We start from the raw sequence: 13,212 nt of genomic DNA, 5'->3' as shown, positions 1-13,212 counted from the left end.
AAACGTTACGGTCCACTAGCTCACCACCACTGGCACCTCGATGCCTGAATGCGCGGGGGCGAGTCCACGCGATTACGCGGGCCGATGCAAGAATCGGTAGAGCAAGAGCGTCGCGCACGACCAAAGGAAGTCCCTTGTGGACAGGGTGCGCTCTTCCAGGTGCTGCGCGTCAGCTCTCGGCCGATTCGCCTGCCTCTGCCAGATCCTTCAACAACTGAAAGATCTCCCGGTACGCCCGTGGCGGCTTGTTCGGCGTGTCCTTCTCGATGCGCGCCTGGCGCACCAGCGAGCGCAGGCGCTGGCGGTCGACTTGCGGATGCCCGGTGATCAGTTCGGACAGGGCGCTTTCGTCCTCGCTGAGCAGCCGCTCGCGCATCGCTTCCAGGCGGTGCATCGCGGCGGTTTCCTGGCGCTGCTTCTCGCGGTTTTCGCCGAGTTCGGCGCGCACGGCGGCGAAGTCCTCGTCGTCGTAGCGGCGCATCACCTTGGCGAGGAAGGCGAGCTGGCGCTTCTTCGCGCCGTGGGAGGTGATGCGGCGGGTGATGTCGATCTCGCGGCGCACGTCGTCGGGCAGCGCCAGCTTGGCCAGCTTGCTCGGCGGCAGCTCGATCAACTGGCCGGCGAGGGTCAGGATGGCCAGCGCTTCGCGGCGTTGCTGGGTGCGGCTGGGGCCGTAGTCCGCATCGTCGAGTTCGGTCTGGTTGCGGCTGCGGCTCGGGCTCACGGGTTCATTCCAGAAGAAAGCGGGTGGATCAGGCGTGCCGGCCGTTGCCGGATGTTTCGTCGCCGGCGCGCTCGCCGTCGGCCTGCTCGAGCGCGAAGCGGGCGATCGGTTCGCCGTCCAGTTCGATGGTCTCGCTGAACATCGCCGCGGGACGCACCCACAGGCCGTGGTCGCCGTAGAGCGCCTGGTAGACCACCAGCGGCTCCATGGTTTCGCTGTGATGCGCCGTGCCCAGCACGCGGTAGCGCTGGCCCTTGTAGTGGCGATAGATGCCGGCGGTGGGTTGCATGGGCGTTCTCCGCAGCTCTTTTCATTTCGCCGCCGTGGCCCCATGTCGGGTGCCTGCGGCTGCGAACCGCCTATTCTACCCGCCTAATTCCCAGGAAAGCCCGACGTGAGCGAAGTTGCCATCAGCCCGGACCCCAGCCTGCACGAACTCGACCGCCTCGCCGGGCTGGCCGAGGACGTGATCCGCCGCGCCCGCGCCGCCGGCGCCAGCCAGGCCGAGGTGGCGGCGAGCATCGACACGGGCTTGAGCGTGAACGTGCGGCTGGGCGAGGTGGAGACGGTGGAGCATACCCGCGACCGCGGTTTCGGCCTTACCGTGTACTTCGGCCAGCGCAAGGGCTCGGCCAGCACCGCCGACCTCCACCCCGATTCGATCCAGGCCACGCTGGACCAGGCCTGCGCGATCGCCCGTTACACCGAGGAAGACCCCGCCGCCGGGCTGGCCGACGCGGCGCGCATGGCCACGGCATTCCCCGACCTCGACCTGTGGCATCCGTGGGACATCGACACCGCGCAGGCGATCGCGCTGGGCATCGCCATCGAGGACGCCGGCCGTGCACACGCCGGCATCAGCAATTCCGACGGTGCCAGCGTGCAGGCCGGACAAGGGCTGTCGGTGTACGCGAACTCGCACGGTTTCGTCGGCCGTGAGCGCGGCACGCGGCATTCGCTGTCGCTGGCGCTGATCGCCGGCGACGAGGGTGGCATGCAGCGCGACTACTGGTACGACAGCGTGCGTGCGGCCGGTGATTTCATCAGCGCGCAGGCGCTGGGCGACAAGACGGCCGAACGCACGCTGGCGCGGCTGGGTGCGCGCAGCCTGTCCACGCGGCAGTGTCCGGTACTGTTCGCGCCGGAGCTGGCGCGCGGGCTGGTCGGCCACCTGCTCGGCGCGGTCAGCGGTGGCGCGCTATACCGCCAGGCCAGCTTCCTGCTCGACCATGTGGGCAAGCCGGTGATGCCGGCCTGGCTGAACATCGACGAGCGGCCGCGCCTGCCGCGCGGGCAGGGATCCGGCAATTTCGACGCCGAGGGCGTGGCCACCCGCGACAGCGCGCTGGTCGAAGGCGGAGTGCTGGCGCGCTACGTGCTGGGCAGCTATTCGGCGCGCAAGCTGGGCCTGCAATCGACCGGTAACGCCGGTGGCATCCACAACCTGATCGTGGAGCCGGGTGCGGCCGACGGCGAGCGCAGCGATTTCCAGCGCATGCTGCAGCGCCTGGGCACCGGCCTGCTGGTGACCGAGGTGATGGGGCAGGGCGTGTCCATCGTCACTGGCGACTACTCGCGCGGCGCAGCGGGCTTCTGGGTCGAGAACGGCGGGATCGCCTACCCGGTGGAGGGGATCACCATCGCGGCGAACCTGCGCGAGATGTTCGCCGGCATCGTCGCGGTGGGCGCCGACGTCGACCCCCGCTCGCACATCCTCACCGGCTCGATCCTGCTGGACCGGATGATGGTGGCTGGCGAGTAGGCATGACTCTCCCTCCCCTGCATCGCAGGGGAGGGCTGGGATGGGGTTATCGCAGATTCATGCGGCAAAGCGGTGCAAGCCTTGCTAGCATCGGCACGACCGGCAAGCGGCCGGTGAACTGTCGACGTTGAGGAGTAGCGCATGAGCGTTCCACCCGAGTCCGTCATTCCGCCCCCGTCGAACGAGCCGATGACCGGGGCACCTTCCGCCGAGGAGCGCCAGTGGGCGATGTTCGCGCACCTGTCCGCGCTGGCCGGTGTGATCATTCCGCTGGGCAGCATCATCGGGCCGCTGGTGATCTGGCTGATCAAGAAGGACACCATGCCGTTCGTCAACGACCAGGGCAAGGAGGCGCTGAACTTCAACATCACCGTGGGGATCGCCGCCATCGTGGGCTGGATCCTCTGCTTCATCCTGATCGGCTTCCTGCTGCTGGCGGTGCTGGCGATCGGCTGGCTGGTGTTCGTGATCATCGCCACGATCAAGGCGAACGAGGGCACCACCTACCGCTACCCGTTCACGCTGCGGCTGGTCAGCTGAGGCCGGTGACCGGCGCATGAAACGAGGGCGGCGTGAGCCGCCCTTTTCATTGCGCGGCATCGGATCAGTAGTGGCGGTGGGCGGCGTACAACGCCAGCTCTTCCAGCAGCGTCGCGTGCTCGCCCAGCGGCGCGATCGCGGCCAGCGCGGTGTCGGTCAGCTCGGCCAGCCGGGCGCGCGAGGCGTCGAGGCCGATGATCGAGGGAAAGGTGGGCTTGGCGGCGGCGGCATCCTTGCCGGCGGTCTTGCCGATCACCGCCGATTCGCCTTCCACGTCGAGGATGTCGTCGCGCACCTGGAACGCCAGCCCGACTGCGTGGGCGTAGCGGTCCAGCGCCTGCAGGGTGTCGGCGTCGGCGCCGGCGGCGAGCGCGCCGAGCTGCACCGAGGCGCGGATCAGCGCGCCGGTCTTGCATGCGTGCATGTGTTCGAGTTCGCCCAGCGCGAGCGGGCGGCCGACTGCGGCCAGGTCCAGTGCCTGGCCGCCGGCCATGCCTTCGGCGCCGCAGGCCTGGCCCAGCGCGCGCAGCATGGCGATGCCGGTGGCTGCATCGGTGCGTCGTGCGGCGTCGTCGGCGAGGATCTCGAACGCCAGCGCCTGCAGCGCGTCGCCGGCGAGGATCGCCATCGCCTCGCCGAACACGATGTGGCAGGTCGGGCGGCCGCGGCGCAGCGCGTCGTCGTCCATCGCGGGCAGATCGTCGTGCACCAGCGAATAGGCGTGGATCAGTTCGACTGCGCAGGCGGCGGCGTCCAGCGACGAGCCGTCTTCGCCGAGTGCATGGGCAGCGGCGTAGACCAGCAGCGGGCGCAGCCGCTTGCCGCCGCCGAGCACGGCGTAGCGCATTGCGCGATGCAGTTCGGCGGGGGAGTGTTCGGCTGTCGGCAGGATGCGGTCCAGTGCCTGTTCGGCGCGGACGATCAATGCTTGCAGGGCGGGACCAAGCTCAGAGTTCGGGTTCAAACGGTTGGGCGCTGTCGGGGGCTTCGGGGTCGAGCAGCAGCCGCACGCGCAGTTCGGCCTGCTCCAGCGACTGCTGGCAATGGCGGAACAGCCCGATGCCGCGTTCGAACGAGGCCAGCGATTCGTCCAGGCTCATCTCGCCGCCTTCCATCTTCGCGACCAGTTGTTCCAGTTCGTCGAGGGAGCGTTCGAAGTCGGCGGCGGGCGGGGTCTTGCCGGGTGCGGGAACGGTCTTGGCCATGGCCCGCAACGCTAGCGCAGCGGCCGTCCGGAATCAATCTGCGCAGGCCGTGGAACGCTGCTGGCGTGACCTGGCTCAGCGTCCCGCACGCCAGCGCGGCGACGCGCCGGCCTGGCGGAAAATCGACGTGCCGCGGGCATTGATCCAACGGTCGGCCACGGCAACCAGTTCGTCGCCGGCGTACAGCAGCGGGCAGGCGTTGCGTCGCCACGGCGGCAGCTGCGCCTGCTGGAACAGGTCGCGCAGCTCGCGCGTATGCGCGTCGCCGTCGGGCTTGATGCGCTCGCCGCCGCGGCGCAGGCCAACGAGCAGCGGCTCGGCCAGACGGGTGCCTTCGACCGTCAACGACAGTTCGCCGCCGTCGGGCAGCGCCAGCGGCTCGCCGTGCCAGGTTGCCTGCCAGCCGGCGGCGACGGCGCGCCCCGGCGGCAAGGCCCACAGGCGCCCTTTCCAGAGATGCAGCTCGGCGCCAGCCCAGCGGATGCATGGCAACCGGCCCGGGCGTGCGCCGCACTGGCGCTCGATCTGCCGGCGCTGGGCGCTGCTGGGCGCGGGCAGGCCACGCAGGTGCAGCCAGTGGTCGAGCAGCGGCTCGCGCAGCGCCGGCATCAGCGCCAGCCAGCCGGCGGCTTCGAGGCTGCCGCTGGCCGGGTCGTGCAGGGCATCGAACGCGGTCAGCCATTGCAGGCGCAGCGCGTCGGCAGCCGCGCGGCAGAGCGCTGCGCTGTGCAGGATCGAATCCGCCGCCTGCGGCCAGCAAGGCGCCAGTCGCGGCAGGATCTCGTGGCGCAGGCGGTTGCGCGCCAGCGAGGTATCGGCGTTGGACGGGTCGTCGACGACATCCAGCCGTTGCGCCTCGACGTAGTCGCGCAGCTGCTGCCGCGACAATGCCAGCAGCGGCCGCCACAGCTGGCCGCGGCCGAACGTGCGCAGCGTGCGCATGCCGCCCAGCCCTTCCGGGCCGGCGCCGCGCAGCAGTTTCAGCAGCACGGTCTCGACCTGGTCGTCGCGGTGGTGGCCGAGCAGCAGGTATTCGCCGTCGCGCAGCTGCGCGGCCAGTGCGGCGTGGCGTGCGTGGCGCGCGGCCGCTTCCAGACCGATGCCGGCGCCTCGCTCGACCTGCACGCGCAACACTTCGCACGACAGCCCCAGCACAGCGCAGAAGTGCCGGCAATGCTCCGCCCAGGCGGCGCTGTCGGGGTGTAGGCCGTGGTCGACGTGCAGCGCGCGCAGGCCGCGCCTGCGCGCCTCGGGCAATTGCGTCAGCGCGTGCAGCAGGGCGGTGGAATCCGGGCCGCCGCTGAAGGCGACGCACAACGGAGCGGGCGGCATGGCCGCGAGGGAGGCCTGCAGATGCGCTTGCAGCGGGTTGCTCACTTCTTGCTGTCGCGCGGCCGGACGTAGAGATGCTTGCCGTTGCCGATCTGGCGTTCCTCGGTCTCGAACAGGCCGATGCCCTTGATCAGGCCGCTGAGCTTGGCGTAGCCGTAGTTGCGCGAGTCGAAGTCGGGCGACTGCTTGCTGATGATGCTGCCGATGGTGCCGAGGCTGGCCCAGCCGGTGTCGTCCGAGGCCGCCTCCAGCGCGCCGCGCAGCAGGTTCATCAGGCGCGTGTCGCCGCGCAGTTCCTTCGCCGAGCGCGGTTTCGGCGCGGCCGCGGTCTCGGCCTCGGCGGTGCCAGCCAGCACCTCGGTGTAGATGAACTTGTCGCAGGCGGTGCGGAACGGTTCGGGCGTCTTCTTCTCGCCAAAGCCATATACGGTCAGGCCGGATTCGCGGATGCGCGAAGCGAGCCGGGTGAAGTCGCTGTCGCTGGAAACGATGCAGAAACCGTCGAAGCGTTCGGCGTAGAGCAGATCCATCGCGTCGATGATCATCGCCGAGTCGGTGGCGTTCTTGCCGACGGTGTAGCGGAACTGCTGGATCGGCTGGATCGAGTGGCGCAGCAGCACTTCCTTCCAGCCGTTGAGGTCGGGCTTGGTCCAGTCGCCGTAGATGCGCTTGACGTGCGCGGTGCCGTACTTCGCCACCTCGGCGAGCAGGCCTTCGACGATCGCCGGGCGGGCGTTATCGGCGTCGATCAGCACGGCGAGTTTGTCGTGGGCCATGACGGGCTCCTGGGCGGCAGCGGAATGACAGGATGGTAGCGCCTTGCCGGGATGCCACAACGCTGTCTGCCGGTCCGCGGCCGGCCTTCACGGGCCAGTCACGGGGCCGATCAAGCGAAGCCCCGGCCAGGGAGGCCGGGGCTCGACTCTTGCTCGGCAACGGCGCGTCGGGTGTCAATGGGCGCCGGAGGCAAAGCCGTAGGGTGGCGTGATGCCGGTGAAGTCGCCGACCGCCTTGGCGTCGTAGGGTCCGTTGAGCTGGTTGAAATCGTCACCGGGCAGGTTGAGCGCGCCCTGTTGGAACACGATCTTGCCCGCGGGCGTGACCTCGATGACACGCTGGTTGAACTGGTCGCTGATCAGCGTGTCGCCGTTGCGCAGGCGCAGGGCCCGCGTCGGCAACGGCGCGGGGTTGCTGCCCGTGTCGGTGTTGGTCTGGTACAGCCAGACGACGCGGTCCTGGCCGTCGACTTCGACGATGCGGTTGTTGTTGGAGTCGCTGATCAGCGTGTCGCCGTTGCCCAGCCGGCTGGCGAAGGCGGCGCCGTTCACCGTGCCCATGGCGGTGAATTGCTTCAGGATCTGCAGGCTTGGGTCGACCTCGATGACCCGGTTGTTGTTCTCGTCGGCGATCAGGATGTGGCCGTTGGCCAGCACTTCCGCGCTGTTCGGGTTGTTGAGCTGGTTCGGGCCGTTGCCGGCTACGCCGGTCGTACCGTATTGCCAGACGATCCTGTGTTCCAGGTCGACCAGGATGACGCGCTGGTTGCCCTGGTCGGTAATCAGCACGTGTGCACCGGGGTGATGCGGAAAGCTGGTCAGGAAGAGCGAGTGCACCGGGGTATTCAGCTCGTTCGGGCCCGCCCCGGTGATGCCTGCCTTGCCGTACTGCCAGAGGATGTCGCCGCCGGGATCGACAATCAGCACGCGGTTGTCGGGACACCCGCTGACCGGGGTGGCACAGCCGGGGAGCGCCGGGCTGCTGGGCGGGATGCCGGTGCCCGAGATCAGCGTGAGGACGCCGAAGCGCTCGGCATCGTTCACGCCCACGATGCTCCTCGGGCCGGGCAGGTCCGAGCCGTTGCCGAAATGCCACAGCACACGATGGGTGCCGCGGTCGATCTCGATGACGCGGTTGTTGAACTGGTCCGCAATGAGGATGGTGCCGGGCGCCTCTTCGCTGGCCGGCGCCGCCGGGGGAAAGGAAATGCCGCCGATTGCCGTGGCAATGGCAAGCGCGAGCAGTACGCGCCGTGGCATCGTCGTTGCTGGCGAAGCGTGTGTCATGGAAAGCCCTCCACTCGGGTCAAACCGCGACAAGCAGACCCAAAGGCTCCCCCTGACAATCCGTTGCGATGGCCTGCAGGGCAGGCATCCTGCTGGAATATTTCGCGCGTTCGCTTGATCGCCCTTGGGGATCACCGTTGCTGTGCAACGGAGCGCCGACCGTATATCCAGCGCTGTAAGTGGTGGTGTGTTTCGCGTTAACACGGTGCTATCGAAGGTGTCGACAGCCAAGGGCCTGCCCTGGAATGCCTGGCCGGAAGCGGGTGTGGCCGGGGCCACGCGCAACGGAGGGCCCCGTTTTACTCCTGATATGCGCCGTAGCTGCGCAGGCGCTTGTAGCGCTGCTGCAGCAGGTTGGCGACCGGCATCGCCTCGAGTTCGTCGAGCTGGTTCAGCAGCACCGCTTTCAGGCGGATCGCCATCGAGCGCGGGTTGCGGTGGGCGCCGCCGAGCGGTTCGCGCACCAGTTTGTCGACCAGGCCCAGTTCCAGCAGGCGCGGCGCGGTCATGCCCAGCGCCTCGGCGGCGTCCTTCACCTTGTCCGGGCTCTTCCACAGGATCGAGGCGCAGCCTTCGGGCGAGATCACCGAATAGGTGGCGTACTGCAGCATGTTGGTGCGGTCGCCCACGCCGATCGCCAGCGCGCCGCCGGAGCCGCCCTCGCCGATCACGGTGCACACGATCGGCACCTTCAGCTCGGCCATCTCCAGCAGGTTGCGCGCGATCGCCTCGCTCTGGCCGCGTTCCTCGGCGCCCACGCCGGGATAGGCGCCGGGGGTGTCGATCAGGGTCAACAGCGGCAGGCCGAAGCGCTCGGCCATCTTCATCAGGCGCAGCGCCTTGCGGTAGCCCTCGGGACGCGGCATGCCGAAGTTGCGACGCACCTTGTCCTTCGTGTTGCGGCCTTTCTGGTGGCCGATGATCACCACCGGCCGGCCGTTGATGCGGCCGAGGCCGCCCACGATGGCAGCGTCGTCCGCGTACATGCGGTCGCCGGCCAGCTCGTGGAATTCCTCGCAGATCACGCCGATGTAGTCGAGCGTGTATGGCCGCGCCGGGTGACGCGAGAGCTGGGTGGTCTGCCACGAGTTGAGGTTGCGGAAGATCTCGGCGGTCTTGACCTTGAGCTTCTCGCGCAGGCGGCCGACTTCCTCGTCGATGTTGAACGCCTGGCCATGGCTGGCGTGGCGAAGCTCTTCGATCTTCGCGTCCAGCTCGGCAATCGGTTGTTCGAAATCGAGGAAGTTGGGGTTCATTCGTTGCTTTTCATGGCACGGAAGCGGCTCAGTATACCGTCCCGCAGGAAAACGAGAGAACGCCGCCGTATGGCTGTGACCGAGTCGGCAGACGCCTGCCGCAGGCCGGGCGATTGCGCTATCGTCCGCTCATTCCATGACCGTTTTGCGGGATCCGCGCCATGCCCAGCAAGCCCATCGACAACGCCAGACTCGACCGCATCGTGGCCGAGGCCCGGCGCGCCGCCGAGCAGCGCGAACTGGGTTATCGCGAGCGGGCGCTGAAGATGTATCCGTGGGTGTGCGGCCGCTGTGCGCGCGAGTTCACCCGTGCGAACCTGCAGGAACTGACCGTGCACCACCGCAACCACAACCATGACGACAACCCGTCCGACGGCAGCAACTGGGAATTGTTGTGCGTGTACTGCCACGACAACGAGCACGCGCGGCACATCGACCACGTGCGGGGCGGGGTGCTGGCGGTGGAGGATGCGCCGCCGGCGACCGGCAATCCGTTCGCCGACCTGAAGGCGATGCTGGAGCGGGGCCGGAAGTGACGGGAACGGTTCCTCCCCCTGCAGAGCAGGGGGAGGTCAGGAGGGAGCAAGGCGGTTCAATCCTGCTGCTTGACGATGCGCAGGCGCGCCGCTTTCACGCCGGGCAGGGCGCGCACGGCGCGCAGCAGGTCGGGGATGGCTTCCACGCGCCAGGCTTCGCCGAGCTCGAGGTCGGCCTGGGCGCTCTGGTTGCGGTAGCCGTGCAGGGTCACGCTGGTGCGGCCGCCGCGATAGCCGGCCAGGGCGTGCTGCAGCTGGCTGACGAAGTCCGGGCCGATGCCGTTCAACTTCAGTTGCAGCAGGCGCGCATGCCGGCGGCAGGCGTCGGCCAGCGAGCAGGCGCTGCGTGCACGCAGCTGGAAGCCGCCGCCGGAGAAATCGTCGATGCGCAGCCCGCCGTCGACCACCAGCATCTCGTCGCGCGTCAGCAGCGGCGCGATCTGCTGGTACAGCTCGCCGAAGAAGCTCACCTCGATGATGCCGGTACCGTCCTCCAGCCGCACGAAGGCGTCGCTGTCGCCGCGCTTGCGCACGGCGGTGACCATGCCGGCGACGGTCCACGGCGTGTCGGGACCGCGGCGGAAGCGGTTGTTGTCGCCGTCGTCGTTCTTGCGCGGCTTCGGCGGCTGGTAGCGGTCGGCGATCTCGCCGAGCGGGCAGGTCGACAGCTGTGCCAGTTCGTCCTTCCACGGGTCGGTGGGATGGCCGGACAGGTAGTGGCCCAGGGTATCGCGCTCGCCCTGCAGTTTCTGCTCCAGTGGCCATTCCGGTACCGTCGGCAGATGGATGTGCACCACGGGTGTCATCGTGCCCACGGCGGCGCCGAACATGTCGTTCTGGCCGGACTGCCGGTCGCGCAGGTGCTGCTCGGCGGCCTTGATGGCGTCGGGCAGCTGCAGCATCAGGCTGGCCCGATTCGGCGCCAGTGCGTCCAGTGCGCCGGACAGGATCAGCGCTTCCAGCACGCGGCGGTTGAGCCTGGCCGGATCCACGCGGCGGCAGAAGTCGGCCAGATCGGTGTAGCGGCCGTGCGCGCGCTCGGCCACGATCGCCTCGCACGCGCCCTGGCCGACGCCCTTGATCGCGCCCAGGCCGTACTGGATCGTGCGAGCGCCTTGGCGCGAGTGCACAGACGACGAGTCGGATTCGACCGCCACGAACATGTATTCGGAAGCATTGACGTCCGGCGGCTGCACGGCGATGCCGATGGCGCGCGACTCGTCGAGGAAGGTCACCACCTTGTCGGTGTTGTCCATGTCCGAGGAGATCGTGGCAGCCATGAATTCGGCCGGGTAGTGCGCCTTCAGCCAGGCGGTCTGGTAGGAGACCAGCGCATAGGCGGCGGCGTGCGACTTGTTGAAGCCGTAGCCGGCGAACTTCTCCATCAGGTCGAAGATCGAGTCGGCCTTCTCGCCGCTGAGCCCGTCCTTCGCCGCGCCCTCGCGGAACTTGGCGCGCTCCTTCGCCATCTCCTCGAGTTTCTTCTTGCCCATCGCGCGGCGCAGCAGGTCGGCGCCGCCGAGCGAGTAGCCGCCCACGATCTGCGCCATCTGCATCACCTGCTCCTGGTAGACCATGATGCCGTAGGTCTCTTTCAGGATCGGCTCGACGCGCGGGTCGGGGTATTCCACGTCCTCGCGGCCGTGCTTGCGCGCCACGAAGCTGGGGATCAGGTCCATCGGGCCGGGGCGGTACAGCGCCACCAGCGCGATGATGTCCTCGAAGCGGTCGGGTTTCGCGTCCTTCAGCATGCGCTGCATGCCGGAGGATTCGAGCTGGAACACCGCGACGGTCTGCGCCTTCTTCAGCAGTTCGTAGGTGAGCGCGTCGTCCAGCGGCAGCGCGGCGATGTCCAGCGGCGTTTCGCCCACGGAATCCACCGCAGCCGCCGGCTGCGCCGTCCTTTCTTCCCCTGCCTGCAGGGGAAGATGTCCGCAGGACAGATGGGGTCGCTCTTTCGCACGGCGCGCGTTGATCGCCTTCACCGCCCAGTCGATGATGGTCAGCGTGCGCAGGCCGAGGAAGTCGAACTTCACCAGGCCGACCGCCTCGACGTCGTCCTTGTCGTACTGGGTCACCACGCCGCCGCCGCCGGCTTCGCAGTACAGCGGCGCGAAGTCGGTCAGCGGGCTGGGTGCGATCACCACGCCGCCGGCGTGCTTGCCGGCGTTGCGGGTGAGGTTTTCCAGCTTCAGCGCCAGGTCGATCAGCGCGCGCGCTTCCTCGTCCTGCTCGTAGGTTTCGCAGAACTCCCTGACGACGCGATCGGGCTCCTTCCTGGACTTCTCCGAGCGTCCGAGCGCGTCGGACAGGGTGAGGTCGAGCGGCCGCGGCGGCACCATCTTGGCCAGCCGGTCGACCTGGCCGTACGGCATGCTGAGCACGCGGCCGGAATCGCGCAGCACCGCCTTGGCCGCCATCGAGCCGTAGGTGATGATCTGGCTGACCTTGTCGCGGCCGTACTTCTGCGCGACGTAGTCGATCACCTCGTCGCGGCGGTCCATGCAGAAGTCGATGTCGAAGTCGGGCATCGACACGCGTTCGGGGTTGAGGAAGCGCTCGAACAGCAGGTTGAACTGCAGCGGGTCCAGGTCGGTGATCTTCAGCGCCCAGGCCACCAGCGAGCCGGCGCCGGAGCCGCGGCCGGGGCCGACCGGAATGCCATTCTGCTTGCCCCAGTTGATGAAGTCCGCCACGATCAGGAAGTAGCCGGGGAAGCCCATCTTGACGATGACGTCCAGCTCGCGCTCCAGCCGCGCCTGGTAGTCGGCCAGTGTGTGGTCGGCCGCCAGCGGCGCGTTCGCCAGCCGCTCGCGCAGGCCTTGCCGCGACAGTTCGCGGATGTGGCTGTCGAGGTCGTGGCCTGCGGGCACCGGGAAGTCGGGCAGGTAGTAGGTGCCGAACTTCAGCTCCAGCGTGCAGCGCTTCGCCAGCTCGACGGTGTTTTCCAGCGCCTCGGGGATATCCGCGAACAGCGCGGCCATTTCCTCCGGCGTCTTCAGGTATTGCTGGTCGCTGTATTCGCGCGGGCGCTTCGGATCGGCCAGCACGCGGCCCTGGTGGATGCACACGCGCGCCTCATGCGCGTCGAAATCGTCCTGCCGGAGGAAGCGCACGTCGTTGCTCGCCACCACCGGCAGGCCGAGTTCGGCGGCCAGCGCCAGCGCGGCGGTGTTCCAGCTTTCCTCGCCCTCGCGGCCGCAGCGGGTCAGCTCCAGGTACAGCCGGTCGGGGAACAGCCGCGCCAGCGGGCGCAGCTTCGCCAGGGCGGCCCCGATGCCCTGGTTCAGCGCGATGCGGCCGACCTCGCTCTCGCGGCCGAGCAGGGCGATCAGCCCGTTGCAGGCGCCGCCGGCCAGCCAGCCGGCCTCGACCAGCGCGCGGCCGCCGTGCTGGCCTTCCTGCCACGCGCGCGAGACCAGCCGCGACAGGTTGAGGTAGCCGTCGCGGTCCTGGCACAGCAGGGTGAGTCGCCACGGGCGCGGGTCGTCGGGCGCGGAGATCCACAGGTCGCAGCCGCCGACCGGCTTGATGCCGGCAGCACCGCACGCCTTGTAGAATTTCACCAGCGCGAACATGTTGCTGTCATCGGTCAGCGCCACCGCCGCGATGCCGTCGCGCACGCAGGCCGCGACCAGCGCCTTGATGCGGATGGTCGAGTCGACCAGCGAGTATTCGCTGTGCAGGTGCAGGTGGGTATAGCGGACGGTCATGCCGGTGTGCGCGGTGAATCCCCGCAGGCTAACCGGCACCCTGCCCAGCGGCAAGATTGACTTCCGTGCGGTTTGCGCGAC

General features: G+C 68.7%; 12 protein-coding genes. 3 read left to right on the top strand and 9 right to left on the bottom strand.

Annotation, left to right across the window (positions count from 1 at the left end; all coding sequences use genetic code 11):
- Window positions 1-169 precede the first annotated feature (169 nt).
- Entirely contained in the window at window positions 170-724 is a 555-nt protein-coding gene (gene yjgA / locus AC1Q5A_RS15970; RefSeq protein ID WP_492702354.1) for a ribosome biogenesis factor YjgA, read from the bottom strand.
- A 28-nt stretch (window positions 725-752) separates the two neighbouring features.
- Window positions 753-1,013, bottom strand: coding sequence for a DUF1653 domain-containing protein (locus AC1Q5A_RS15965; RefSeq protein ID WP_492702352.1), 261 nt, complete (start codon window positions 1,011-1,013; stop codon window positions 753-755).
- Window positions 1,014-1,118: 105 nt separating this feature from the next.
- Between AC1Q5A_RS15965 and pmbA the strand changes: the two genes are divergently transcribed.
- A complete protein-coding gene (gene pmbA, locus AC1Q5A_RS15960) occupies window positions 1,119-2,486 on the top strand; it encodes a metalloprotease PmbA (RefSeq protein WP_492702350.1) in 1,368 nt (455 codons plus the stop codon).
- A 141-nt stretch (window positions 2,487-2,627) separates the two neighbouring features.
- Window positions 2,628-3,026 carry a DUF4870 domain-containing protein gene (locus tag AC1Q5A_RS15955; protein WP_492702348.1) on the top strand — a complete coding sequence of 133 codons (399 nt, stop codon included), beginning with the start codon at window positions 2,628-2,630 and terminating at the stop codon, window positions 3,024-3,026.
- Window positions 3,027-3,090: 64 nt separating this feature from the next.
- Here the strand turns inward: AC1Q5A_RS15955 and AC1Q5A_RS15950 are convergent, their stop codons facing one another.
- The 6 genes from AC1Q5A_RS15950 to AC1Q5A_RS15925 form a co-directional block, all read right to left on the bottom strand.
- Window positions 3,091-3,990, bottom strand: coding sequence for a polyprenyl synthetase family protein (locus tag AC1Q5A_RS15950; RefSeq protein ID WP_492702346.1), 900 nt, complete (start codon window positions 3,988-3,990; stop codon window positions 3,091-3,093).
- Window positions 3,974-4,231: an exodeoxyribonuclease VII small subunit gene (locus tag AC1Q5A_RS15945; RefSeq protein ID WP_492702344.1), complete on the bottom strand. Its 258-nt coding sequence runs from the start codon at window positions 4,229-4,231 to the stop codon at window positions 3,974-3,976. The genes AC1Q5A_RS15950 and AC1Q5A_RS15945 overlap by 17 nt, the downstream gene beginning before the upstream one ends.
- A gap of 75 nt (window positions 4,232-4,306) precedes the next feature.
- Complete coding sequence (gene tilS / locus AC1Q5A_RS15940) at window positions 4,307-5,608, bottom strand: tRNA lysidine(34) synthetase TilS (protein WP_492702342.1); 1,302 nt, start codon at window positions 5,606-5,608, stop codon at window positions 4,307-4,309.
- Window positions 5,605-6,339 carry an NYN domain-containing protein gene (locus AC1Q5A_RS15935; RefSeq protein ID WP_492702340.1) on the bottom strand — a complete coding sequence of 245 codons (735 nt, stop codon included), beginning with the start codon at window positions 6,337-6,339 and terminating at the stop codon, window positions 5,605-5,607. The genes tilS and AC1Q5A_RS15935 overlap by 4 nt, the downstream gene beginning before the upstream one ends.
- A 174-nt stretch (window positions 6,340-6,513) precedes the next feature.
- Window positions 6,514-7,599: an NHL repeat-containing protein gene (locus AC1Q5A_RS15930; RefSeq protein WP_492702338.1), complete on the bottom strand. Its 1,086-nt coding sequence runs from the start codon at window positions 7,597-7,599 to the stop codon at window positions 6,514-6,516.
- Between the two features lie 326 nt (window positions 7,600-7,925).
- Window positions 7,926-8,882, bottom strand: coding sequence for an acetyl-CoA carboxylase carboxyltransferase subunit alpha (locus tag AC1Q5A_RS15925; protein ID WP_492702336.1), 957 nt, complete (start codon window positions 8,880-8,882; stop codon window positions 7,926-7,928).
- A gap of 161 nt (window positions 8,883-9,043) precedes the next feature.
- Between AC1Q5A_RS15925 and AC1Q5A_RS15920 the strand changes: the two genes are divergently transcribed.
- A complete protein-coding gene (locus tag AC1Q5A_RS15920; RefSeq protein ID WP_492702334.1) occupies window positions 9,044-9,418 on the top strand; it encodes a YajD family HNH nuclease in 375 nt (124 codons plus the stop codon).
- Window positions 9,419-9,474: 56 nt separating this feature from the next.
- Here the strand turns inward: AC1Q5A_RS15920 and dnaE are convergent, their stop codons facing one another.
- Complete coding sequence (dnaE, locus tag AC1Q5A_RS15915) at window positions 9,475-13,131, bottom strand: DNA polymerase III subunit alpha (RefSeq protein ID WP_492702332.1); 3,657 nt, start codon at window positions 13,129-13,131, stop codon at window positions 9,475-9,477.
- Window positions 13,132-13,212: the final 81 nt, after the last annotated feature.

The sequence above is a fragment of the Rhodanobacter sp. GW835-FHT13D09 genome (assembly GCF_058793995.1).
The sequence above is the reverse complement of the archived record's forward strand: the minus strand, read 5'-3'. Positions and strand labels throughout refer to the sequence as shown.

Coding starts and splice junctions, on each gene's coding strand:
- AC1Q5A_RS15965 (WP_492702352.1), bottom strand. CDS start 1,013: ATGCAACCCACCGCCGGCATCTATCGCCACTACAAGGGCCAGCGCTAC.
- AC1Q5A_RS15955 (WP_492702348.1), top strand. CDS start 2,628: ATGAGCGTTCCACCCGAGTCCGTCATTCCGCCCCCGTCGAACGAGCCG.
- AC1Q5A_RS15945 (WP_492702344.1), bottom strand. CDS start 4,231: ATGGCCAAGACCGTTCCCGCACCCGGCAAGACCCCGCCCGCCGCCGAC.
- AC1Q5A_RS15935 (WP_492702340.1), bottom strand. CDS start 6,339: ATGGCCCACGACAAACTCGCCGTGCTGATCGACGCCGATAACGCCCGC.
- AC1Q5A_RS15930 (WP_492702338.1), bottom strand. CDS start 7,599: ATGCCACGGCGCGTACTGCTCGCGCTTGCCATTGCCACGGCAATCGGC.
- AC1Q5A_RS15925 (WP_492702336.1), bottom strand. CDS start 8,882: ATGAACCCCAACTTCCTCGATTTCGAACAACCGATTGCCGAGCTGGAC.
- AC1Q5A_RS15920 (WP_492702334.1), top strand. CDS start 9,044: ATGCCCAGCAAGCCCATCGACAACGCCAGACTCGACCGCATCGTGGCC.
- dnaE (WP_492702332.1), bottom strand. CDS start 13,131: ATGACCGTCCGCTATACCCACCTGCACCTGCACAGCGAATACTCGCTG.